At 71.3% G+C, this 21,788-nt stretch carries 18 protein-coding genes and 2 tRNA genes; 11 read left to right on the top strand and 9 right to left on the bottom strand.

What is annotated here, in order from left to right; genetic code table 11:
* The first annotated feature begins 213 nt into the window (after positions 1–213).
* From gnd to ACWGE1_RS10280, 9 genes are all read left to right on the top strand, one after another.
* The gene (gene gnd, locus ACWGE1_RS10240; RefSeq protein WP_453420082.1) at positions 214–1,089 is read left to right on the top strand and encodes a phosphogluconate dehydrogenase (NAD(+)-dependent, decarboxylating); all 876 of its coding nucleotides are present in this window, start codon (positions 214–216) and stop codon (positions 1,087–1,089) included.
* 72 nt (positions 1,090–1,161) lie between these two features.
* On the top strand, positions 1,162–2,298 hold the full coding sequence (gene recF / locus ACWGE1_RS10245) for a DNA replication/repair protein RecF (protein ID WP_453420083.1): 1,137 nt from the start codon (positions 1,162–1,164) through the stop codon (positions 2,296–2,298).
* Complete coding sequence (locus ACWGE1_RS10250) at positions 2,295–2,828, top strand: DUF721 domain-containing protein (RefSeq protein ID WP_453420084.1); 534 nt, start codon at positions 2,295–2,297, stop codon at positions 2,826–2,828. Before recF ends, ACWGE1_RS10250 begins: the two co-directional genes overlap by 4 nt.
* A gap of 407 nt (positions 2,829–3,235) precedes the next feature.
* The gene (gyrB, locus tag ACWGE1_RS10255) at positions 3,236–5,257 is read left to right on the top strand and encodes a DNA topoisomerase (ATP-hydrolyzing) subunit B (RefSeq protein ID WP_453420131.1); all 2,022 of its coding nucleotides are present in this window, start codon (positions 3,236–3,238) and stop codon (positions 5,255–5,257) included.
* A gap of 43 nt (positions 5,258–5,300) precedes the next feature.
* A complete protein-coding gene (gene gyrA, locus ACWGE1_RS10260) occupies positions 5,301–7,907 on the top strand; it encodes a DNA gyrase subunit A (RefSeq protein ID WP_453420085.1) in 2,607 nt (868 codons plus the stop codon).
* 87 nt (positions 7,908–7,994) lie between these two features.
* Positions 7,995–8,543 (top strand): DUF3566 domain-containing protein, encoded by a 549-nt coding sequence (locus ACWGE1_RS10265; protein WP_453420086.1) that lies wholly within the window; start codon positions 7,995–7,997, stop codon positions 8,541–8,543.
* Between the two features lie 118 nt (positions 8,544–8,661).
* Positions 8,662–8,735 (top strand) — tRNA-Ile (locus ACWGE1_RS10270).
* 144 nt (positions 8,736–8,879) lie between these two features.
* Complete coding sequence (locus tag ACWGE1_RS10275) at positions 8,880–9,014, top strand: DLW-39 family protein (protein ID WP_208809277.1); 135 nt, start codon at positions 8,880–8,882, stop codon at positions 9,012–9,014.
* Between the two features lie 122 nt (positions 9,015–9,136).
* A complete protein-coding gene (locus ACWGE1_RS10280; protein WP_453420132.1) occupies positions 9,137–10,444 on the top strand; it encodes a hypothetical protein in 1,308 nt (435 codons plus the stop codon).
* On the opposite strand, the gene ACWGE1_RS10285 is transcribed toward ACWGE1_RS10280, so the two are convergent.
* Together ACWGE1_RS10285 and ACWGE1_RS10290 are read right to left on the bottom strand one after the other, a co-directional pair.
* Positions 10,431–11,729, bottom strand: coding sequence for a protein kinase domain-containing protein (locus tag ACWGE1_RS10285; protein WP_453420087.1), 1,299 nt, complete (start codon positions 11,727–11,729; stop codon positions 10,431–10,433). The two genes, ACWGE1_RS10280 and ACWGE1_RS10285, sit on opposite strands and share 14 nt — an antisense overlap.
* A gap of 51 nt (positions 11,730–11,780) precedes the next feature.
* On the bottom strand, positions 11,781–12,329 hold the full coding sequence (locus tag ACWGE1_RS10290; protein WP_030012999.1) for a helix-turn-helix domain-containing protein: 549 nt from the start codon (positions 12,327–12,329) through the stop codon (positions 11,781–11,783).
* Positions 12,330–12,491: 162 nt separating this feature from the next.
* On the opposite strand from ACWGE1_RS10290, the gene ACWGE1_RS10295 reads away from it, so the two are divergent.
* A tRNA-Ala gene (locus ACWGE1_RS10295) sits at positions 12,492–12,564 on the top strand.
* A 378-nt stretch (positions 12,565–12,942) separates the two neighbouring features.
* On the opposite strand, the gene ACWGE1_RS10300 is transcribed toward ACWGE1_RS10295, so the two are convergent.
* The 7 genes from ACWGE1_RS10300 to ddaH form a co-directional block, all read right to left on the bottom strand.
* Positions 12,943–13,719 carry a methylated-DNA--[protein]-cysteine S-methyltransferase gene (locus ACWGE1_RS10300; protein WP_453420088.1) on the bottom strand — a complete coding sequence of 259 codons (777 nt, stop codon included), beginning with the start codon at positions 13,717–13,719 and terminating at the stop codon, positions 12,943–12,945.
* Entirely contained in the window at positions 13,716–14,375 is a 660-nt protein-coding gene (locus ACWGE1_RS10305; RefSeq protein ID WP_453420089.1) for an RNA polymerase sigma factor, read from the bottom strand. Before ACWGE1_RS10305 ends, ACWGE1_RS10300 begins: the two co-directional genes overlap by 4 nt.
* A 101-nt stretch (positions 14,376–14,476) precedes the next feature.
* A complete protein-coding gene (locus ACWGE1_RS10310) occupies positions 14,477–15,799 on the bottom strand; it encodes an ATP-grasp domain-containing protein (RefSeq protein WP_453420090.1) in 1,323 nt (440 codons plus the stop codon).
* An 81-nt stretch (positions 15,800–15,880) separates the two neighbouring features.
* A complete protein-coding gene (locus tag ACWGE1_RS10315) occupies positions 15,881–17,179 on the bottom strand; it encodes an MFS transporter (RefSeq protein WP_453420091.1) in 1,299 nt (432 codons plus the stop codon).
* Entirely contained in the window at positions 17,176–18,426 is a 1,251-nt protein-coding gene (locus ACWGE1_RS10320; RefSeq protein WP_453420092.1) for an ATP-grasp domain-containing protein, read from the bottom strand. Before ACWGE1_RS10320 ends, ACWGE1_RS10315 begins: the two co-directional genes overlap by 4 nt.
* Before the next feature lie 129 nt (positions 18,427–18,555).
* Positions 18,556–19,122 (bottom strand): methylated-DNA--[protein]-cysteine S-methyltransferase, encoded by a 567-nt coding sequence (locus ACWGE1_RS10325; protein WP_453420093.1) that lies wholly within the window; start codon positions 19,120–19,122, stop codon positions 18,556–18,558.
* A 169-nt stretch (positions 19,123–19,291) separates the two neighbouring features.
* Positions 19,292–20,158, bottom strand: coding sequence for a dimethylargininase (gene ddaH / locus ACWGE1_RS10330; protein ID WP_453420094.1), 867 nt, complete (start codon positions 20,156–20,158; stop codon positions 19,292–19,294).
* 318 nt (positions 20,159–20,476) lie between these two features.
* On the opposite strand from ddaH, the gene ACWGE1_RS10335 reads away from it, so the two are divergent.
* Positions 20,477–21,787 (top strand): lysine N(6)-hydroxylase/L-ornithine N(5)-oxygenase family protein, encoded by a 1,311-nt coding sequence (locus ACWGE1_RS10335; protein WP_453420095.1) that lies wholly within the window; start codon positions 20,477–20,479, stop codon positions 21,785–21,787.
* The last annotated feature ends 1 nt before the right edge of the window (position 21,788 follow it).

Consider the following 21,788-nt stretch of genomic DNA (forward strand, 5'->3'; position numbering starts at 1 on the left):
CCCGCACGCTGCGGGACCGGGCCCGGCGTCGTCCACAGGCTGGGGAGAGCGCCGGAAACCGCAATGCGGGCGGGCCGCCGTGGAGCGCCCGCGGGCCCGCCGCCACGGCCCGGCGTAGGCTCGGATCCGGCGGGCGACCCCCCGCGCGTCCTGCGAGGACACGGCCCGGGGAAGCCCCGGCAAAGACGGCCACAACGCTTAAGGAACCACCTGATGGAGCTTGGTCTCGTCGGTCTCGGCAAGATGGGCGGCAACATGCGCGAGCGCATCCGCCGCGCAGGCCACACCGTCATCGGATACGACCGCAACCCGGACCTCGCGGATGTCCACAGCCTGCGGGAGCTTGTGGACAGCCTGCAGGCCCCCCGCGTCGTGTGGGTGATGGTCCCCGCCGGCGCGGCGACCCAGTCCACCGTCGACGAGCTCGCCGAGCTGCTCTCGATCGGCGACATCGTCGTCGACGGCGGCAACTCCCGCTGGACCGACGACGAGAAGCACGCCGAGGAGCTGGCGGCCAAGGGCATCGGCTTCGTCGACTGCGGTGTCTCCGGCGGCGTGTGGGGCCTGGAGAACGGCTACGCGCTCATGTACGGCGGTGCCAAGGACCACGTCGCACGGGTCCAGCCGATCTTCGACGCTCTCAAGCCCGAGGGCGACTTCGGCGCCGTGCACGCCGGCAAGGTCGGCGCGGGCCACTTCGCGAAGATGGTCCACAACGGCATCGAGTACGCCATGATGCAGGCCTACGCCGAGGGCTGGGAGCTCCTGGAGAAGGTGGACTCGGTCACCGATGTCCGCGAGGTCTTCCGCTCCTGGCAGGAGGGCACGGTCATCCGCTCCTGGCTGCTGGACCTGGCCGTGAACGCCCTCGACGAGGACGAGCACCTGGAGCGCCTGAAGGGCTTCGCGCAGGACTCCGGCGAGGGACGCTGGACGGTGGAGGCGGCGATCGACAACGCCGTACCGCTGCCCGCGATCACCGCGTCGCTGTTCGCGCGCTTCGCCTCGCGGCAGGACGACTCCCCGCAGATGAAGATGATCGCCGCCCTGCGCAACCAGTTCGGCGGCCACGCGGTCGAGAAGGCCTAGCCGGCGGCCCACAGCGGGCAGCAGCACAGCATCACAGCGAGCAGTGGGAAAGCCGGGGGAGGTCGGCGCCGTATGCACGTTTCGCATCTCTCATTGGCCGACTTCCGCTCGTACGCCCGGGCCGAGGTTCCCCTCGACCCGGGCGTCACCGCGTTCGTGGGCCCCAACGGCCAGGGCAAGACCAACCTCGTCGAGGCGATCGGCTACCTCGCGACACTCGGCAGCCACCGGGTCTCCTCGGACGCCCCGCTGGTACGGATGGGCGCGGACCGGGCCGTCATCCGGGCGGCCGTCACCCAGGGCGAGCGCCAGCAGCTGGTCGAGCTGGAGCTCAATCCCGGGCGGGCGAACCGGGCCCGGATCAACCGCTCCTCGCAGGTCAGGCCGCGGGACGTGCTGGGGATCATACGGACGGTGCTGTTCGCGCCGGAGGACCTGGCCCTGGTCAAGGGCGACCCGGGCGAGCGGCGCCGGTTCCTGGACGAGCTGGTCACGGCCCGCTCGCCGCGGATGGCCGCGGTCCGCTCCGACTACGAGCGGGTGCTCAAGCAGCGCAACACCCTGCTGAAGTCGGCGGCGATGGCCCGCCGGCACGGCGGCCGCTCCCTGGACCTGTCCACCCTCGACGTGTGGGACCAGCACCTCGCGCGCGCGGGCGCGGAGCTGCTGGCCCAGCGGCTGGATCTGATCGCGACCCTGCTGCCGCTGGCGGACAAGGCCTACGAGCAGCTCGCGCCCGGCGGCGGCCCGCTCGGGCTGGCCTACAAGTCGTCGGCGGGCGAACCGGTGGACAGCGGCGCGGCGCGTACCCGCGAGGCCCTCTACGAGGTGCTGCTGGCCGCGCTGGCCGAGGTGCGCAAGCAGGAGATCGAGCGCGGCGTGACCCTGGTGGGCCCGCACCGCGACGACCTGCTGCTGCGGCTGGGGGAGCTGCCCGCGAAGGGGTACGCGAGCCACGGGGAGTCGTGGTCGTACGCGCTGGCACTGCGGCTGGCCTCGTACGAGCTGCTGCGCTCGGAGGGCAGCGAGCCGGTCCTGATCCTGGACGACGTGTTCGCGGAGCTGGACACCCGGCGCCGGGAGCGGCTGGCGGAGCTGGTGGCTCCGGGCGAGCAGGTACTGGTGACGGCGGCGGTGGACGACGACGTCCCGGGGGTGCTGGTGGGGACGCGGTTCGCGGTGTCCGGCGGCGAGGTGACCCGGCTGTGAACGAGCAGGGGAAGGACCCGCAGGAGGGCCGCAGGCCCCCGGAGGCTTCCGGGGTGGACCTCGCGCGCCAGGCCCTGGCGGCGGCGCGGGAGCAGGCCCGGGCCCGGGGCAACGCGGCCGGCGGCAAGAGGCGCCAGCAGCCGGGCCTGCGCTCGGGTGCCCGCGCGGACGGCCGGGACCCGATGCCCCTGATGGCGGCGCTGGACCGGCTGCGCACCGAACGCGGCTGGGAGATGCCGATGGCGGTGGCGGGCGTCATGGAGCGCTGGCCGGAGATCGTCGGCCCGGAGATCGCGGCCCACTGTGAACCGGAACGGTACGAGGACCGTGAGCTGGTCGTGCGGTGCGATTCCTCGGCGTGGGCGGCGCAGCTGAAGCTGCTGGCCCCGCAGCTGGTCGCGCGGCTGAACGCGGACCTGGGCCAGGGGACGGTGCGGATGATCAAGGTGCAGGGGCCGGGCGGGCGGCCGAAGGGGTACGGGCCGTGGCGCGCGCCGGGCAGCAAGGGTCCCGGGGACACCTACGGCTGACGGGTCCCCTGCGGGCCGCTCCTGCGGGTACGAACAGCCCGCTCCGCGGGACCCCGGGGCGCCGCCCCGGACCCCGCGCCCCAACGCCGGCGGGGCTGGAAGAGCGGCCGGGCCGGAGGGGTCGGCGGGGGTGTTCGTGGTGGCGTCCCTCACGGTAGTCGGAGGTTGACAGCCCGAAGGGCTGGATGCCCGTGTGAGCCTCTTTGAGCCCCATCCTGAATGTGGGGAGTCGGAGAGAGGAGGTTCAGGGCGGCACATGCGGACTCAGGTACCGGCAAACCCCCATTCATGTCAGTGGTACCGGTAGACTGAAAGAGAATCCCGCTCGTTCGCGGGATCACGCAGACAACGCAGATCGACGCGGCCGCTCCCGCCGGTGCACTCGCTGGTCCGGGGTACGGGCTGCGCTGTGCCAGAGAGGGCGCTTCGTGGCCGATTCCGGCGACTCCAACGAGAAGAATTACGACGCCAGTGCGATCCAGGTCCTCGAGGGCCTGGACGCGGTCCGCAAGCGGCCGGGTATGTACATCGGCTCGACGGGTGAGCGCGGTCTGCACCACCTCGTCTACGAGGTCGTCGACAACTCGGTCGACGAGGCGCTGGCCGGGCACGCGGACACCATCGACGTGACGATCCTCGCCGACGGTGGGGTGCGCGTGGTCGACAACGGTCGCGGTATCCCGGTCGGCATCGTCCCGTCCGAGGGCAAGCCGGCTGTTGAGGTCGTCCTGACGGTCCTGCACGCGGGTGGCAAGTTCGGTGGTGGCGGCTACGCCGTCTCCGGCGGTCTGCACGGTGTCGGTGTGTCCGTCGTGAACGCCCTGTCGACCAAGGTCGCGGTCGAGGTCAAGACGGACGGCCACCGCTGGACGCAGGACTACAAGCTGGGCGTGCCGACGGCCCCGCTGGCCAAGAACGAGGAGACCGCCGAGACCGGCACCACGGTCACCTTCTGGGCCGACGGCGACATCTTCGAGACGACCGAGTACTCGTTCGAGACGCTGTCGCGGCGCTTCCAGGAGATGGCCTTCCTCAACAAGGGCCTCACCCTGTCGCTGACCGACGAGCGCGAGTCGGCGAAGGCGACGGCGGGCGCCGACGACCCGGACGCGGACATGGCCGAGCCCCAGGCGCGCACGGTGAAGTACTACTACGAGGGCGGCATCGTCGACTTCGTGAAGTACCTCAACTCGCGCAAGGGTGAGCTCATCCACCCGACCGTCATCGACGTCGAGGCCGAGGACAAGGAGCGCATGCTCTCGGTCGAGATCGCGATGCAGTGGAACTCGCAGTACACGGAGGGCGTCTACTCCTTCGCGAACACGATCCACACGCACGAGGGCGGTACGCACGAGGAGGGCTTCCGTGCGGCCCTGACGGGTCTGGTGAACCGTTACGCGCGCGACAAGAAGCTGCTGCGCGAGAAGGACGACAACCTCGCCGGCGAGGACATCCGCGAGGGTCTGACGGCGATCATCTCGGTCAAGCTGGGCGAGCCCCAGTTCGAGGGCCAGACGAAGACCAAGCTGGGCAACACGGAGGCCAAGACCTTCGTGCAGAAGGTCGTCCACGAGCACCTCAACGACTGGTTCGACCGCAACCCGGTCGAGGCCGCGGACATCATCCGCAAGTCGATCCAGGCGGCCACGGCGCGCGTCGCGGCCCGCAAGGCCCGTGACCTCACCCGTCGCAAGGGTCTGCTGGAGAGCGCCTCGCTGCCGGGCAAGCTGTCCGACTGCCAGTCGAACGACCCGACCAAGTGCGAGATCTTCATCGTCGAGGGTGACTCGGCCGGTGGCTCCGCGAAGTCCGGCCGCAACCCGATGTACCAGGCCATCCTGCCGATCCGCGGCAAGATCCTGAACGTCGAGAAGGCCCGGATCGACAAGATCCTGCAGAACACCGAGGTCCAGGCGCTGATCAGTGCCTTCGGCACCGGTGTGCACGAGGACTTCGACATCGAGAAGCTCCGCTATCACAAGATCATCCTGATGGCGGACGCCGACGTCGACGGCCAGCACATCAACACCCTGCTGCTGACCTTCCTCTTCCGCTTCATGCGGCCGCTGGTCGAGGCCGGTCACGTGTACCTGTCGCGCCCGCCGCTCTACAAGATCAAGTGGGGCCGGGACGACTTCGAGTACGCGTACTCGGACCGCGAGCGCGACGCGCTGGTGGAGCTCGGCAAGCAGAACGGCAAGCGGATCAAGGAGGACTCGATCCAGCGCTTCAAGGGTCTGGGCGAGATGAACGCCGAGGAACTGCGCGTCACCACCATGGACGTGGACCACCGTGTCCTCGGCCAGGTCACGCTGGACGACGCGGCGCAGGCCGACGACCTGTTCTCGGTGCTGATGGGTGAGGACGTCGAGGCGCGGCGCTCCTTCATCCAGCGCAACGCCAAGGACGTCCGCTTCCTCGACATCTGAGTCGGCTCCGCTGACCGCCGCCTGAAAGGACTTCTGACCAGCAATGGCCGACGAAACCACCCCCACTGCCGAGAACACCGAGGAAGAGCAGCCCGTGCTGCGCATCGAGCCCGTCGGGCTCGAGACGGAGATGCAGCGCTCCTACCTCGACTACGCGATGTCCGTCATCGTCTCGCGCGCCCTGCCGGACGTGCGGGACGGCCTCAAGCCGGTGCACCGCCGCGTGCTGTACGCGATGTACGACGGCGGCTACCGGCCCGAGAAGGGCTTCTACAAGTGCGCCCGTGTCGTCGGTGACGTCATGGGTACGTACCACCCGCACGGTGACAGCTCGATCTACGACGCCCTGGTCCGCCTGGCCCAGCCGTGGTCGATGCGCATGCCGCTGGTGGACAGCAACGGCAACTTCGGCTCCCCGGGCAACGACCCGGCCGCCGCGATGCGCTACACCGAGTGCAAGCTCATGCCGCAGGCCATGGAGATGCTCCGGGACATCGACGAGGAGACCGTCGACTTCCAGGACAACTACGACGGCCGCAACCAGGAGCCGACGGTCCTCCCGGCGCGCTTCCCGAACCTGCTGGTCAACGGCAGCGCCGGCATCGCGGTCGGCATGGCGACCAACATCCCGCCGCACAACCTCCGTGAGGTCGCGGCCGGTGCCCAGTGGGCGCTGGAGCACCCGGAGGCCACGCACGAGGAGCTCCAGGACGCGCTCATCGAGCGGATCAAGGGCCCCGACTTCCCGTCGGGCGCCCTGGTCGTGGGCCGCAAGGGCATCGAGGAGGCGTACCGGACCGGTCGCGGCTCCATCACGATGCGTGCGGTGGTGGAGGTCGAGGAGATCCAGAACCGCCAGTGCCTGGTGGTCACCGAGCTCCCCTACCAGACCAACCCCGACAACCTCGCGCAGAAGATCGCGGACCTGGTGAAGGACGGCAAGGTCGGCGGCATCGCCGACGTCCGTGACGAGACCTCGTCGCGGACCGGCCAGCGCCTGGTGATCGTCCTGAAGCGGGACGCCGTCGCGAAGGTCGTGCTGAACAACCTCTACAAGCACACCGATCTGCAGACGAACTTCGGTGCGAACATGCTGGCGCTCGTGGACGGCGTGCCGCGCACGCTGTCGATCGACGCCTTCATCCGGCACTGGGTGACGCACCAGATCGAGGTCATCGTCCGGCGCACGAAGTTCCGCCTGCGCAAGGCGGAGGAGCGCGCCCACATCCTGCGCGGTCTGCTCAAGGCGCTGGACGCGATCGACGAGGTCATCGCGCTGATCCGGCGCAGCAACACGGTCGAGATCGCGCGCGAGGGCCTGATGGGCCTCCTGGAGATCGACGAGATCCAGGCGAACGCGATCCTGGAGATGCAGCTCCGCCGCCTCGCGGCCCTGGAGCGCCAGAAGATCGTCGCCGAGCACGACGAGCTCCAGGCCAAGATCAACGAGTACAACGCCATCCTGGCCTCGGAGGAGCGCCAGCGCTCCATCGTCAGCGAGGAACTGGCGGCGATCGTCGAGAAGTTCGGCGACGACCGGCGTTCCAAGCTGGTGCCCTTCGACGGTGACATGTCCATCGAGGACCTGATCGCCGAAGAGGACATCGTCGTCACGATCACCCACGGCGGCTACGTCAAGCGCACCAAGACCGAGGACTACCGCTCGCAGAAGCGCGGCGGCAAGGGCGTGCGCGGCACCAAGCTGAAGCAGGACGACCTGGTCGACCACTTCTTCGTCTCCACCACGCACCACTGGCTGCTGTTCTTCACGAACAAGGGCCGCGTCTACCGGTCCAAGGCGTACGAGCTGCCGGACGCCGGCCGCGACGCCCGCGGGCAGCACGTGGCGAACCTGCTGGCCTTCCAGCCGGACGAGAAGATCGCCCAGATCCTCGCGATCCGCGACTACGAGGCGGCGCCGTACCTGATCCTGGCCACCAAGGGCGGCCTGGTGAAGAAGACGGCGCTCAAGGACTACGACTCGCCCCGCTCGGGCGGCGTCATCGCGATCAACCTCCGGGAGACCGAGGACGGCAGCGACGACGAGCTGATCGGCGCGGAGCTGGTGTCCGCCGAGGACGACCTGCTGCTGATCAGCAAGAAGGCGCAGTCGATCCGCTTCACGGCGACCGACGACGCGCTGCGCCCGATGGGCCGCGCCACCTCGGGCGTGAAGGGCATGAGTTTCCGCGAAGGTGACGAACTGCTGTCCATGAGCGTTGTGAGGCCGGGTACGTTCGTCTTCACCGCGACCGACGGCGGCTACGCCAAGCGGACGCCGGTCGACGAGTACCGCGTCCAGGGCCGTGGCGGTCTGGGTATCAAGGCCGCCAAGATCGTGGAGGACCGCGGATCGCTCGTCGGGGCGCTCGTGGTGGACGAGACGGACGAGATTCTCGCCATCACGCTCGGCGGTGGTGTGATTCGTACGCGCGTCAACGAAGTCAGGGAGACCGGCCGTGACACCATGGGCGTCCAGCTGATCAACCTGGGGAAGCGCGATGCCGTGGTCGGCATCGCCCGCAACGCCGAGGCCGGTCAGGAAGCTGACGAGGTCGAGGCCGACGAGAACGAGACCGAGGTGGCCGACGGACAGGCCGCCGAGGCCGCCGAGGGCACGCAGCCTTCGGCCGGGGAGCACGAGGAGTAAGTCGTGAGTGGAGCCACGGGCGCCGGACCGGCCAAGACTGGAGCGAACGGTGCCCGTGGCCCCGCCGCGGACTCCCAGGGGGGAACCGTGACGGACACCCGAGGACCGCAGCCGGCCGTCGACGCCGACGCCGGCCAGGACAAGCCCGCAGAGCCGTACCACCCGCCGCAGGCCTACACGGCGCCCTCGGGCGCCGGGACGCCCCGCAGCGGCACGGGGGCGGGCGCGCAGCGCAAGCCGCGCCCTGGGGTCCGTACGGCCCCCCGCACGCGCAAGGCGCGGCTGCGGGTGGCCAAGGCCGATCCCTGGTCGGTCATGAAGGTCAGCTTCCTGCTGTCGATCGCGCTCGGCATCTGCACGATCGTGGCGGCGGCGGTGCTGTGGATGGTCATGGACGCGATGGGCGTCTTCTCGACCGTCGGCGGCACGATCAGCGAGGCGACCGGTTCGAACGAGGGCAACGGCTTCGACCTCCAGTCGTTCCTGTCGCTGCCGCGCGTTCTGATCTTCACCTCGGTCATCGCGGTGATCGACGTGGTGCTGGCGACGGCACTGGCGACGCTGGGCGCGTTCATCTACAACCTGTCGGCGGGCTTCGTCGGCGGTGTGGAGCTGACGCTCGCCGAGGACGAGTAGGTCCTCCGGCGGGGCGCCCGCGACGGGTCGGATGACCTGCGCAGACGCCTCTGGGCAACGGATTTTGGCCTGACCGGGTCTGTGCGCTAATCTTCAGGAGTCAGCGCGCAGCGCGGATGGGGCTATAGCTCAGTTGGTTAGAGCGCATCCCTGATAAGGATGAGGCCACAGGTTCAAATCCTGTTAGCCCCACAGTGTCGAAGACCCCCAGGCCAAGGCCTGGGGGTCTTTGTCGTTGGGCCAGTTGGTCGGCCGCCAGGTCACCGATCGGTATCGGTCGGTGTGTATTGTTGGGCGACAGAAGTCCCCTACGTCAACGAAAGACGAGGTCGCGCGGTGAAGAAGCTGCTCCTGGTCGCACTGGCCGCCATCGGCGGGCTCCTCGTGTACCGCCAGATCCAGGCGGACCGCGCCGAGCAGGACCTGTGGACGGAGGCAACTGACTCCGTGCCCTCTGGTTCCGGTGTGTGAGACCCAAGGCTGATCCCATGAAGCCCCGGCTGCCGCTGCGGCCGGGGCTTTGTGCTGTTCTGTGACGAAAAATTCCGTTATGCAAAGATTTGGCTTGCGCTAGCAAAGTCGGGGTGGGCGTGATGGTTCGGGTTCGGACGACGGTGGGGGCGGCGGCCCTGGGCCTGGTGGTGGCGGCGTCGGGGACCACGTACGCGGACGGGGCGGCGCCCGCCCCCCTCCCGACGTACCGGGCTGCGGACGGCGCCAGGGCGATCGAGGGCAAGCCCTCCACGGCGGACGCCCCGCTGATCGAGGCCGGGAACGTCTACGCGGACACCATCGGGCCGGGGGAGCGCACGTACCGGCTCGTCCTCGACAGGGACGAGTCCAACGTCTACGTGTCCGCCGTGGTCCGGCCCCCGGCGGGTGCGAAGGTGTCCGGCGGCGACGGCATCGAGGTGGAGATCATGACCACCGCCGGGCGCTCCTGCCCGGAAAGCACCGGCCGGGCGAACTTCGGCTACGACGCCTACCCGATCGCCGCGGCCGGCGTCCGGTGGGGCGCCGAGGACCAGGACTGCGCGCCCGCGGGCGTGTACTACGCCAAGGTCACGCGTACGTCCGCCAAGGGCTACGACCAGAGCCCGTGGCCGCTGGAGATCAAGGTCCAGCGGGAACCGGGCCGCGGGGCGGGCGCCCCCACCACCGCGCCCAGCACCTGGCCCTCGGGGGCCCCGGCGCTGCCCGGCAGCGGGGCGGTGACCCGCGCCGGAGGCACCGGCTTCAACGACGCCCGCGCCCTGGGCGCCGGTGTGTGGCGCGACGAGATGCGGCCGGGCCAGACCCGCTTCTACCGGGTTCCGCTCGACTGGGGGCAGCAGCTGGGCCTCGGCGCCGAACTGGCCGGCGCGAGGATGACGAAGACCTACGGCTCGGCCTCGGGCGGGCTCACCGTCTCCCTCTACAGCCCCTACCGGGGCCTGATCTCCGACAAGGACGTCTCGTACGACGGCAAGCAGGCCGGGATCACCCTGGGGAAGACCCCTCCCGTCGCCTACGAGAACCGGTTCGCCGGTGACCGGTCCGTGCAGCCGGTGTCCCTCGCGGGCTGGTACTACGTTGTGGTGACCATGGGCTCGAAGGTCGCCGACTTCACCGAGGACGCGATGCCCGTGCCGCTGACCCTGCGCCTGGACGTCACCGGTACGCCGGCCAAGGCGCCCGGGTACAAGGGCAGTCCGGCCGCCGGGGGCTTCGGGGTGGGCGACGAGGACCGGGCCGCAGCCAAGGAGGGGCTCACCGCCCCGGAGGCCGCCGAGGCCGCCGAGCGGCACTCGGCGATGCGGGTCGTGGCGGGCGCCGGCTTCGGCACCGGGACGGCCCTGCTGCTCGTCCTGGGCGGCTGGATGCTCCTCGGGCGGCGCGGGCGCGGCACTACATCCGCGTGAGGGCCCAGACGCCGACGGCGAAGCAGAGCAGCGCCGCGGCGAGGAGCGAGGCCACGGCCTTCGCCGGGGGCGGGGCGATCCTGCCGCCCGCCCGGACCGGCGGCCCGGCCGGGTCCGGGACGGCCGGCGCCGTGGGCGGCGGCAGGTGGAAGCTGCCCGTCTCCGAGGGCCCGTAGCCGGCCACCCGGTCCGGGCCGGCAGGTGCGGCGGGGCCCGGGGAGTAGGGGGCCGTCGGGGCCGTCTGCGCGGGCGGGCCGGTCGGCGCGGTCCGCGCCGTACCGCGCGGGTCGGTGCGGGTGGGCTGCGCGGCCACGGTCACGGAGGCGGAAGCCCCCGGCGCGGCCGCCGCGGCGGCCCCCGGGGCAGGGGCGGGTGCCTGCGCGGTCGTCGGGGCAGTGTCCGGCCCCGGCGGGCCCTGGGGGCCGAATCCTGCTGGCAGCGGGCCCAGTTGGTCGAACACCTCCACCGGATCCTCGTCCGGGGCGGACGGCGGCAGCAGCTCCACCGCCTCGGCAAGGGCCTTGCGCGCCCCTGTGGCCGTCCGGAAGCGGCTCTGGGGGTCCGGCTGCAGGAGACCGGCGATGACGTCCCAGAGCGGCGCGGGGACGCCCTCGGGGGCGTCCGGGGTGCCATGGGCGAGGAAGTGTTCCACCAGGGCCTGGGAATCGGGCTTGCGGCCCTGGAGGAGGTACAGGGCGACCAGGCCGACGGCGAAGAGGTCGGCGGGGAAGTCGGGCTCGGCGCCCAGCAGTTGCTCGGGCGCGAAATATCCCGGTGTGCCGACGACGTAGTTGGTCTCCGTCAGCCGGGGCTCGCCCTTGCGCATGGAGATGCCGAAGTCGGACAGCCGCAGGTGCGGCCGCCCGGTTCCGGTGGCCTCCATCAGGATGTTGGCCGGTTTGATGTCGCGGTGCACCACGCCCTCCGCATGCACCGCCGCGAGCCCCGACAGGAGCTGGTCGAGCAGCGTGCACACGAAACGGGGCGGCAGGGGCCCGTAGTCCCCGATCACATGGCCGAGCGAGCCGCCGCCGACCAGGTCCATCGTGAACAGGACCTTGTCGTCGTCGGCCGCCCAGCTGGCGGGAGCCAGTACGTGCGGATGGTCGATCCGCAGTGCCTGCTCCCGTACGAAGCGCAGCAGCGTGTGGGCGTCGCTCTGCAGGAGGACCTTCGCGGCCACGTAGCGGCGGCGCCGGTGGTCCCAGGCCCGCCATACGGCGCCCGCGCCACCGCGCCCGATCGGATCGATCAGCTCGTACCGACCGGCGAAGACCTCACCCATCGCTGCGCCCGTCCCCCGTCCCCCGTTGCCCGTTTTCCGTCGTCGTGCGTGTCAGTTCTGGTGGGCCTCGTAGTGGGCGACCGCGTCGGCGGTGCGGCCCGCGCCGTACACCCGGAGGAACTCTGCCAGTTCCGGATGGCTGGGGGCGAGGGTGTTCGCCGCGTCGATGATGTCGCCGGCCGCGGAGACCGAGCGCAGCAGCGACTGGATCTCGCGGACGACCCGCTTGACCGTGGGTGCGCCGGAGCTGGTGGTGGTCTGGCCGCTGTTGCTGAGGACGGAGCCTCCCTGGGTCTTCTTGATCTCGTCCATCCGGTCGGTGGCCTCTCCCGCGCTGACGCTTCCGTCGGCCACCTGGCCGGCGAGATCCTGGAGGGCCTGGACGCGCTGGACCACGGCCGGGTTCCCGATCTTGGCACGCTGGCCGCTCATCAGCTGGGACAGCATGGGCGCCGACAGTCCGAGGACGGCAGCGAGGCGGGCCTGGTTCAAGCCGAGGTCATCTATGAGCCGGCGGAAGAGCGCTCCCAGGGGCTCCCCGTACCAGCTGCGCTGAAGCTCTCTGGCTCTGGCCGTGGCCTCTTGCTGTACTGCGTCCACTCTTACTACTCCCCTTCGCTGGTGCGAACCTCGCGAGCATCTTACGGAGAGTGGTCGCACGGCGGGAGTCCCTATCATTTTGCGAGATGAGGGGGTACACCCGGTACTCTGTTCTGCGGAACGACCACACCTCCCGCGCGGGAGAGGTGCGTCCACTTCCATGGGGCCTTAGCTCAGTTGGTAGAGCGCTGCCTTTGCAAGGCAGATGTCAGGAGTTCGAATCTCCTAGGCTCCACTTTAGAAATGCCCTCTGACCTGCGGAAACGCAGTCTCGGAGGGCATTTTTTCATGCCCGGCGACGGGTCTGCCGCCGGCCCCGGCGGGCCTGGTGGCGGGCCCGCCGGCGGCCCGTCCGCGTCGGTCCGGCGAGCGGGAACGGCCGCCCTGTTGCGCGGTTCTGTCCGTTCGTACGGGCGGAGAACGGCCGAAAATGGTCGGTGACGGACATCTGCGTGCATCGGGCAACGTACGAGCCGAAGGCCCTGCCGGCCCCGGGAAGTCCGGGGAGGACCGGGGGTCGGAGCTCCGGCTTTCCGTCCGACGTTCGTCCGATGTCCCGTCAGGCGGCGCTCCTGGCCGGGCCGCCACGCGTCGGCCCGGACCGGGCCGTCGGTCAGACGACGGCCGGCCGGCAGCTGAGGCAGCCCCGGAACCCGGCGGCGGAGGCCTCGCCGGCCGAGGCGAAGGGCACCTCGTGGCGGGCGGTGATGCGGCGCGCGTGCGCGCACGTCGGGTAGCAGAAGATCCGCGTGGTCCCGCTGCCCAGGAACCGGGCGCCCGCCCGGACGAACCGGTCCACCCGCTCGGCGTCCACGCCCTCCCAGTCCCGCAGGCTCCGTTCGAACCCGGCCGGCAGCCCGCAGTCCGCGGGCACCCCGTCGTCCGTGCACAGCCGGTGCGCCGGCACCAGCACGGGGACGGGATTGGCCCGGACCGCCGCCGCGACCCGCTCGGGGGCGAGGTCCGGGATCCCGGCCTCGCGCGCCAGCCAGGCCGCCGGACGCAACTGCCCGAACGGGATGGCCCGGGTCGCCCGCAGGACGGCGCGCTGTTCGTCGTCGAGCGGGCCGAAGTCGTAGCGCAGGGTCCGGTCCCGGCCGCGCAGGGCCCGCACCAGACCCGGCGGCGGCTTGACCCCGGAGACGGCCGACCGCCGGGTCCGGTTCCGGTAGGCGTCCTCGAACGCGCGGTCGTCGGCGTACCAGGCCGTGGCGGCGGAGCCGGTCACCGCGCCCCGCCCGTGGACGACGTAGAGGGAGCCGACCGGGGAGTCGATCCGTACGTAGCAGTCGTAGCGATGTGCCGGAACGCCGGCGCGGTCCAGCACCCGTGCCGCGAACCCCGCGGGTGCCGCCTCGCGCAACGCGTTCCACTCGTCCGGCAGTCTCATCCCGTCGCCTCCTTCCTCTTCCTCCGGGCCGGTTCGTGTGCCGCCCCGGCCGTTTCCCCGGCCGGTGACCCCGCCGCGCCGGCCGCCGTCCGGTCGGCGTCCAGGCCGGACTCCGCGCGCAGGGCGGCGAGCCCCCGCGACACCTGGGCCTTCACCGTGCCGACCGGACGGTCCAGGACCCCGGCCACCTCCTGATAGCTCAGCTCGCCGATGTGCCGCAGCACCACGGGCAGTCGGTGATGGTCCGGGAGCCGGGACAGTGCGGCCACCAGCCGGGCCCGGCGCACCCCGTCGAGCGCGCGCTGCTCCGGCCCCGGGCGGCCGTCCGGGATCTCGATCTCCGCCACTTCGACGCCGTCGGCGACGCCGGGCCGACGGCTCAGGGTACGGACGTGGTTGCGCCACACGTTCGCGGCGATGGTCAGCAGCCAGGCGCGCGGCTGGAGCTGTCCGCGGCGCTCCGGCGGGTACTCCCGCAGGGCGGAGTAGGCGCGCAGGAACGTTTCCTGACCCAGGTCGTCGGCGTCCCGTGCGGAGCCGGAGAGACGCAGCAGGACGGAGCGCACGGTGCCGGCCTGGGTGCGGACGAGTTCGGTGAACCCGTCGTCCAGGTCGGTCGCGAGCAGTTCCGTCAGCGGGGGAGTCGTCTCGTCCATCGTCCTTGTGAACACCGAGCCGGGTCAGGACGTTGCACCGCACCTTCCCACGCTCCGTCCGGCCCGGCGACGTGAACATGCCTGGACGGCTCCCGCGGTGATCATCCCGAGCGCGGCGGCGTCGATCGCTGCTCCTCGATGGAGAGCCGGCGCTCGGCGGCCCGGACGGCCTCGTAGTCCCGCCGGATCTGCTTCTCGTCGGGGTGGGCGAGGATCACGAATCCGAAGTTGAGGCTGTCGACCAGGTCCCGGGTGGCGGGGACCCGGTCCCCGTCGGCCAGGTTCTGGACCGAGAAGTGGTGACTGGGCAGGTTCCGGATCTCCTCCAGGACGGCCGTGCCGCGGACGGTTCCGGAGCGGGGCGCGATGTGGAAGACGCACATCTGGTGGACCAGCAGTTCGTAGCCCTGCGGGAGTTCGCCTCCGGTCAGCCAGCGCACGGTCCGGTCGATCTGGCTGTCGCCGGTGGCGTGGCGGTTGAAGCGCGGCTGGCCGCCGCCGTGCGGCCGGGCACCGAGCTCGATCAGCAGCGGCCCCCCGGCCGTGCCCATCACCTCGACGTGTGCCGAGCCGAAGCGCAGCCCCACCGCGTCCAGGACGCCGAAGACGTACTCCGTCAGGCCGGGAAGGGCCGGATCGTCCGGGGGGAGCCACCGCATGGTGTCGTAGACGGCCATGTGCGGACCGTTGTCGATCTTTCGGTAGGCGCACACGTCGACCACGGCGTGCTTCCCGTCGTGGCTGAAGGTGTCGATCACGTATTCGGTGCCCGTGACGAACTTCTGGACGAGGAGCCGGTCGTCGACCTCGCCGAACTGGTTGACCCGGCCGAGCCGGCGCGTGAACACCGCCCGCCAGTCCCGGCCGCCGGGCAGCTTGATCACACCGTCGGTGCTGGCGCTCTTGGGCGGTTTGACGACCAGGTCCGCCCCGGCCAGGTCCTCGCTCTCGAGCCAGGCCGCCACCTCGTCGGCATCGGCGGTGCAGATCTGCGGGATGACCGGCAGGCCCGCCGCCGCGACGGCGGCCGCCATGCTGCCCTTGTCCCGTCGCGCCGCGGCGAGCCCGGGCACGTTGGCCCGCTCGGGCGTCACGCGCGGGGCGAGCCGCTCGGCCAGTTCCACCCCGGACTCGCAGCCCGCCACGACGCAGCGCGGGTCCAGTGCCCGCAGCCGATCCACGACGGCCTCCAGGTCCCCCTCGTACACGATGATCTCGGGGAAGTCCCGGGGCCGGTAGGAGGAGGCGTAGGCCTCCGGCGGCCGGGGGCCGGTGACCACCGCCACCACCGGGACGCCGTGCTCGGCGAGGGTCTGCGCGAACAGGGCCCCCGAGGAGTACGGGTCGACGATCACGCAGGGGCCCTGCGGCAGGGCGCCGTCGACCGTCTTCACGAAATTCTCGATGCCGTCTGCGTGGGCCATGGGCAGCTTCGCTCACTTCCGGATCACGGCGTGCCGGAGAACCGCGGCACGGGGGACGGGGACGGGGGACGGGGACGGGGCTCAGGAGGTTTCGGCGGGCGTCGGCGCGGTCGCCGGTTCGGGGTCCGCCGTCCGCCGCTTCGCGTCGGCGGGGGGCTCGGCCATGCCGATCGGGGTGACGGCGACGGCCACGGCGGTCAGTGCTCCGCACAGCCACCACACGGAGGCCGCCGACGCCTGCCAGGCGGCGATGCCGATCACCGGGCCGACGGCGTAGCCGATCTGCATCGGGAAGGCGGAGGCGGCGATGTAGCGGCCCCGCAGGTGCGCGGGGGCGACCTTGCCGGGCCAGGCGGAGGCGGTCGGGGTGCCGATCATCTCGCCGACCGTCCACACCACCGTCGCGATCACGAACATCGCCATGCCGGGACCGGCCACGTACAGGTTCATGCCGACGCCCACCAGGCCGACGCCCAGCGCGACGGCGAACCGGCCCGGTAGGTGCTGGACGTACTTCGTGAACAGCAGCTCCAGGCAGATGACCACGGCCGCGTTCAGCGACAGCAGGGCGGAGTAGAACGCCGGTCCGTGGCCGTCGGCCCTGAGCTGGAGCGGCAGCGCGGAGGTGTGCTGGATGTAGACGACGGCGTTGAGGAAGAGGGCCAGGAGGAACAGCAGGTAGCGCCGGTCGCGGAGCACGGCCACGTACGACCGGCCGTCGGACCCGGTCCCGGACCCGGGCTTCCGGCCGCCGGGACCGGCGGTCGCGCCGGCCCGGACCAGGACCAGGGCGAAGAGGGCGAAGCCGATCGACGTCACCGCGTCGATGTAGAACATCAGGTCGTACGAGTAGCCGATGAGCAGGGCGCCGAGCAGCGGGCCGGCGGTGGTGCCGAGGTTGAACGCCATGCGGTGGACGGCGAACACCATCACGTGGTGCTCCTCGGGCGTGGCCTCCACCAGCAGCGCCGAGGAGGCGGGCCGGTATGCCTGTGCCGCCACGCCGATCACCGCGGCCACCGTGATCACCACGGGCAGGCTGTGGAGGAACACCAGGCCGAGGGTGAGCAGGCCGGCGAGCGCCATGGAGCCGACGATGGTCCACGCGTGGCCGACCCGGTCCGAGACCGAACCGCCCGCCAGGACGCCGACGACCGAGCCCACCCCGTACGCACCGAGCGCGAAGGCGGCCGCGGACGTGCTGAAGCCCTTGTCGGTGAGGTAGAGCACCAGGTAGATCTGGAGGAAGTTGCCCAGCCGGTTGATCAGCATGCCGACCAGGACCAGCCGGATCGGGCCCGGGATCCCGCGGAGGGTCTGTACGACGGACGGCCGGGCGGCCCTGGGGCCCTGGGGGGCGTCCTGTCCGGTGTTCGTCACGGAGCGGGTACCCCCGCCGGACGCGAGGCGAGTTCGACGAACTCGGGTGCGCTCAGCAGGGCGGTGCGGGCCTGCTCGACCGAGTCGGCGAGGGCGATCACGCGGGCGTAGCGGGAGATGTAGCCGCGCGGCGGCAGGCGCAGCACCGCGCCGGGGCCCGCCATCGCGGCGGCGCTGTGGACACCGGCCGGGAAGCGGTCCTCGTGGACGGTCACCGCGTCGATCTCGATGTCCGCGTCCGGATACAGGAAGGCTATGGCCGCGGCCTTGCGGTGGCGGACCCCGGTGTCCGGCCGGCGGCCCGCTGCGGTGTCCGCCGCCGCCATCGCGACGTCGACGCCGGTGGCCAGCTGCCCGAGGTACGGGATCATGTCGCCGCCGAGCCGGGCGTTGACCTCCATCAGGCGCAGCCCGCCGGGGGTGATGCGGAATTCGGTGTGGCTGACACCGGTGTGGAAGTCCAGCGCGGAGTGCGCGGACCGCAGCGCCTCCAGCAGCCCGGGGTCGGTCAGCAGCGGGTCGGCCCCGTCGACCTCGTGCCCCGTCTCCTCGAAGAAGGGTTCCAGGCCGACCTGCTTGCGGGCGACGACGAGCGGAACGCACTCCCCCTCGAAGAAGACCGCGTCGACGCTGATCTCGGGCCCGTCGGCGAACTCCTCGACGAGCACCGGTACGTCGAAGACGGGCACACCGGGGTAGGAGGCGCCGGACGCCGCCCGGTAGGCGCTCTCCAGGTCGCCCGGGCCGTCGGCCCTGCGCACGCCCATCCCGCCGGCCAGCCCGCGCGGCTTCACGACGACGGGGAAACCGATCTTCTCCGCCGCCGCCCGGACCTCGGCCGGGGAACGCACGCCGATCGAGGCCGGCTGCGGCACCCGGGCCGCTTCCAGCGCGGCCCGCGTGGCGGCCTTGTCCCGGCAGGCGATGACGGTCCCGGGGGAGTTGCCCGGCAGCCCGAGCGCCCGGGCCGCATGGGCCGCGGGGGTGACGAGCCCCTCGTCGTAACAGAACACGCCGGCCACCTCGTGCGCGGCGGCCACCTGCCGGGCGGCCTCCGTCAGGGCGTCGGGGTCGGTGTTGTCGACGACCGTGCCGCCCACGACGTACGGCTCCTCCCAGCTCACCGGTGCGGGCTGGAGCAGCCATAACGCGTAGCGCGTGCTCACCGTCCGCAGTATGAACTCCCTGCTGAGCCGACCGCTGCTCCCGATCAACAGCAGAAGCGGCTTCTCGCCGTCCCACGCCATGTCCACGCTCCTCGTTCGCCGTCGTGCCTTCGGCCGGTGCGTCCCGCCACCTGTGGAACACCGGCGCGGACCGGGCCGTTGCACCCGGCGGGGGGCCGCCCCGCCGGGGGACGGCCGGCGGGACGTTGCTCAGCGTGCGTCGTGGAAGATGGGCACAGTCGCCGCTTCCAGGGCGAGCAGATGGCGTTTGGCCTCGAGTCCTCCCGCGTAGCCGCTGAGGCTGCCCGTGGAACCGATGATCCGGTGGCAGGGCAGCACCACGCACAGCGGATTGGCTCCCAGCGCCGTGCCGACGGCGCGGGCGGCGCCGGGCCGGTCGAGTGCCCGGGCGAGCTGGGCGTAGCTCGCGGTCCGCCCGTACGGGACGAACTCGGCCAGCATCAGGTTGGTGCGGCGGCTGAACGGGGTGGCGAGCCGCAGGTCCGTCGCAACGGTGAAGTTCCGGCGCGTGCCGTCCAGATAGGCGTCGATCTGCTCGCGGGCCTCGTCCAGCACCTTGTGTTCGGCCGTACCCGCGTCCTGCGGTCCCACCGCGTGCAGCCCGGCCCGGGCCAGGCGCTCTTCGGCGTCCTGCGGCGTGCCGTAGCAGCACAGCACGAGCGCGTCGTCCGTCGCCGCCAGCACCAGCGGCCCCAGGGGCGTGGCGTGGACCGTCAGGGTGGCGGCTGCACCGGCGGCAGGGCCGAGGGTCGTCATGGCGGGACTCCTTCGTTCGTCATGATCCTGGTTCGTCACGACCGCGGCCCCCGCCAGGAGGCCGTACGGCGACGGTGGAAACACCGTCGCCGCCGAAGGGGTTGCGCGCCCCCGCGCGCGGCCCGCACCGCAGGGGCGGGGCGTGCGCCCCCGCCCCTCTCCGCCGGGGTCAGCGGTCGCGCAGCTCCAGCGTGCAGCACTTGACGCTGCCGCCGGCCTTGAGCAGCTCGGAGAGCTCGACCCCGATCGGCTCGAAGCCGCGCGCCCGCAGCTTGGCGTGGAGACCGGTGGCCGCGGCGGGCAGGAGCACGTGGCGGCCGTCGGAGAAGGCGTTGAGGCCGAAGACCGCCGCGTCCTCGGCGGTGGCCAGGATCGCCGTCGGGAACATGGCGCGCAGTACGGCCTGGCTGCCCTGGGAGAAGGCGGCCGGGTAGTACATGACCTCGTCCTCCGACAGTACGGAGAGCGCGGTGTCCAGGTGGTAGTACTCCGGGTTCACCAGCGTCAGCGAGGTCACCGGGAGGCCGAAGAACTCCTGGGCCTCCGCGTGGGAGCGCGGGTCCGTGCGGAAGCCCGTACCGGCCAGCAGACGGCGGCCGACGGTGAGGATGTCACCCTCGCCCTCGTTGACGAACTCGGGCCACAGCGTGTCCGTGTAGCCGCGGCCCTCCAGCCACCGCAGGTACGCGGGCCCCTCCGCGGTGCGCTCCGCGTGCCGGAACCGGGCCCCGAAGACCTTGCCGTCGACGACGGTGGCGCCGTTGGCCGCGAACACCATGTCGGGCAGGCCCTCGATCGGATCTATCTCCTCGACCACGTGGCCGAGTTCGAGGTACAGGTCGCGCAGGCCCTCCCACTGGCTGACGGCGAGCGCGTTGTCCGTGGCGTGCTGCGGGTTCATCCACGGGTTGATCGAGTACGTGACGTCGTAGTGCCGGGGCCGGCACATCAGCAGACGGCGGCGCGTGGCGACCCGCGTGGGGCTCTCGGAACGGTAGAGGGCGCCGGCAGGGGTGATGGGCTCGGTGAGCGGCACGAGGGCTCCTTCTCATGGGGTGTCGATGGAAGCCCGACCGGCCGAGGGATGTGTCGGCCGGCCGGATGCGTGTGACGCAACTGATCACGTGGGCCAATGGAAATGGCGCTCCGGATTGACCGGAAGTAATGGCGGACACCGGCCAATCAACCCGCTGACCCGGGCCCCGGCCGAGTTGATTGTCCGTGTCCGGCGCAGCTTCCGGGCAATCGGGCGCTGCCGTGGAATGTGGTCATCACCCGGGAGGCAACGAAAGGACGCGAACCGTCCTGCCTGACCGTACGAACCTGTCCACCTGTTCCATCTGGAGGTACTTCCATGGCGCATCGCAATGTCGAACTGCTCGCAGTCGGTGCAGGCCCGGCGAACCTGGCGCTGGCGGTCGCCGTCGAGGAGCTCGCACCCGAGCTTGCCGGTGACACGCTGCTGATCGAGCGCGAGCAGGACATCGTGTGGCAGCGGGGCATGCTGCTGCCCGACGCGCTCAGCCAGGTCTCCTTCCTCAAGGACCTGGTCACCATGCGGAATCCGTGCAGCAGATTCTCCTTCGTCAATTTCCTTCACTCGCAGTCGCGCCTCGACGCGTTCGTCAACCTGGCGAGTTTCGTCCCTTACCGCAGTGAGATATCCGAGTACCTGCAGTGGGTCGCCAATGAGCTCGAGACGGTGCAGGTCGAATACGGCCGCGAATGCGCCGGCGTCGAGGCGGTGACGGGCGACGACGGGGAGCTCTCCGGCTGGCTGGTCACCCTTGCCGACGGCGACACCATCGGCTGCCGCTACCTCGTGATCGGCGCGGGCCGCGACGCCCACGTCCCCGCCGTGTTCGACGGCCTGCCGGCCGAGCGCGTCATCCACAGCACGCAGTACACGCAGCGCATCGCCGACGTGCAGGCCGACCTGCCGCACCGCGTCGCGGTGATCGGCGGCGCCCAGAGCGCGGCCGAGCTGTTCGGCGCCGCGCTGCGGGACCTGCCCGAGTGCAAGCCGACGATGATCATGCGGTCCATCGGTCTGAACGGCTACGAGAGCAGCAAGTTCACCAACGAGCTCTACTACACGTCCTTCATCGACGAGTTCTACGGCTCGTCGCCGGAGGCCCGCCAGCAGCTGCTCGGCGAGATGTACCGCTCCAACTACGGCGGCCTCTCCCCCGCCACCCTGGACGGCCTGTACCGGCAGTTCTACCAGGACCGCCGCTCCGGCCAGGAGCGCCTGGCCCTGCACCCCATGACGGACGTGACCGGCGCGCGCATGGACGGCGACGAGGTCGTCCTCACCCTGGTGGACCGCAAGTCGGGAGCCGAGCGGGAGATGCGCACGGACCTGGTGCTCCTGGGCACGGGCTTCGTCCGCGAGATGCCGTGGGCGGTCAAGGCCCTCGCGCAGTCGATCGGTCTCGACGAGATCAACGTGAGCCGTCACTACCGGCTCGACCTGGGCCGCCCGGCGACCGCCGCCTGCTACCTGCAGGGCGTCAACGAGGCCACCCACGGCATCGCCGACTCGCTGCTCAGCGTGCTCGCGGGCCGCTCCGCGGAGATCACCGAGGACATCCTCGCGCACCGCAGGACCCGATCCGTGGAAGTCCCCGCCGTGCGAGAGCTGGCGCTCGCCGGCGCCGTCTGAG

It is taken from the genome of Streptomyces sp. NPDC054932 (genome assembly GCF_053610205.1).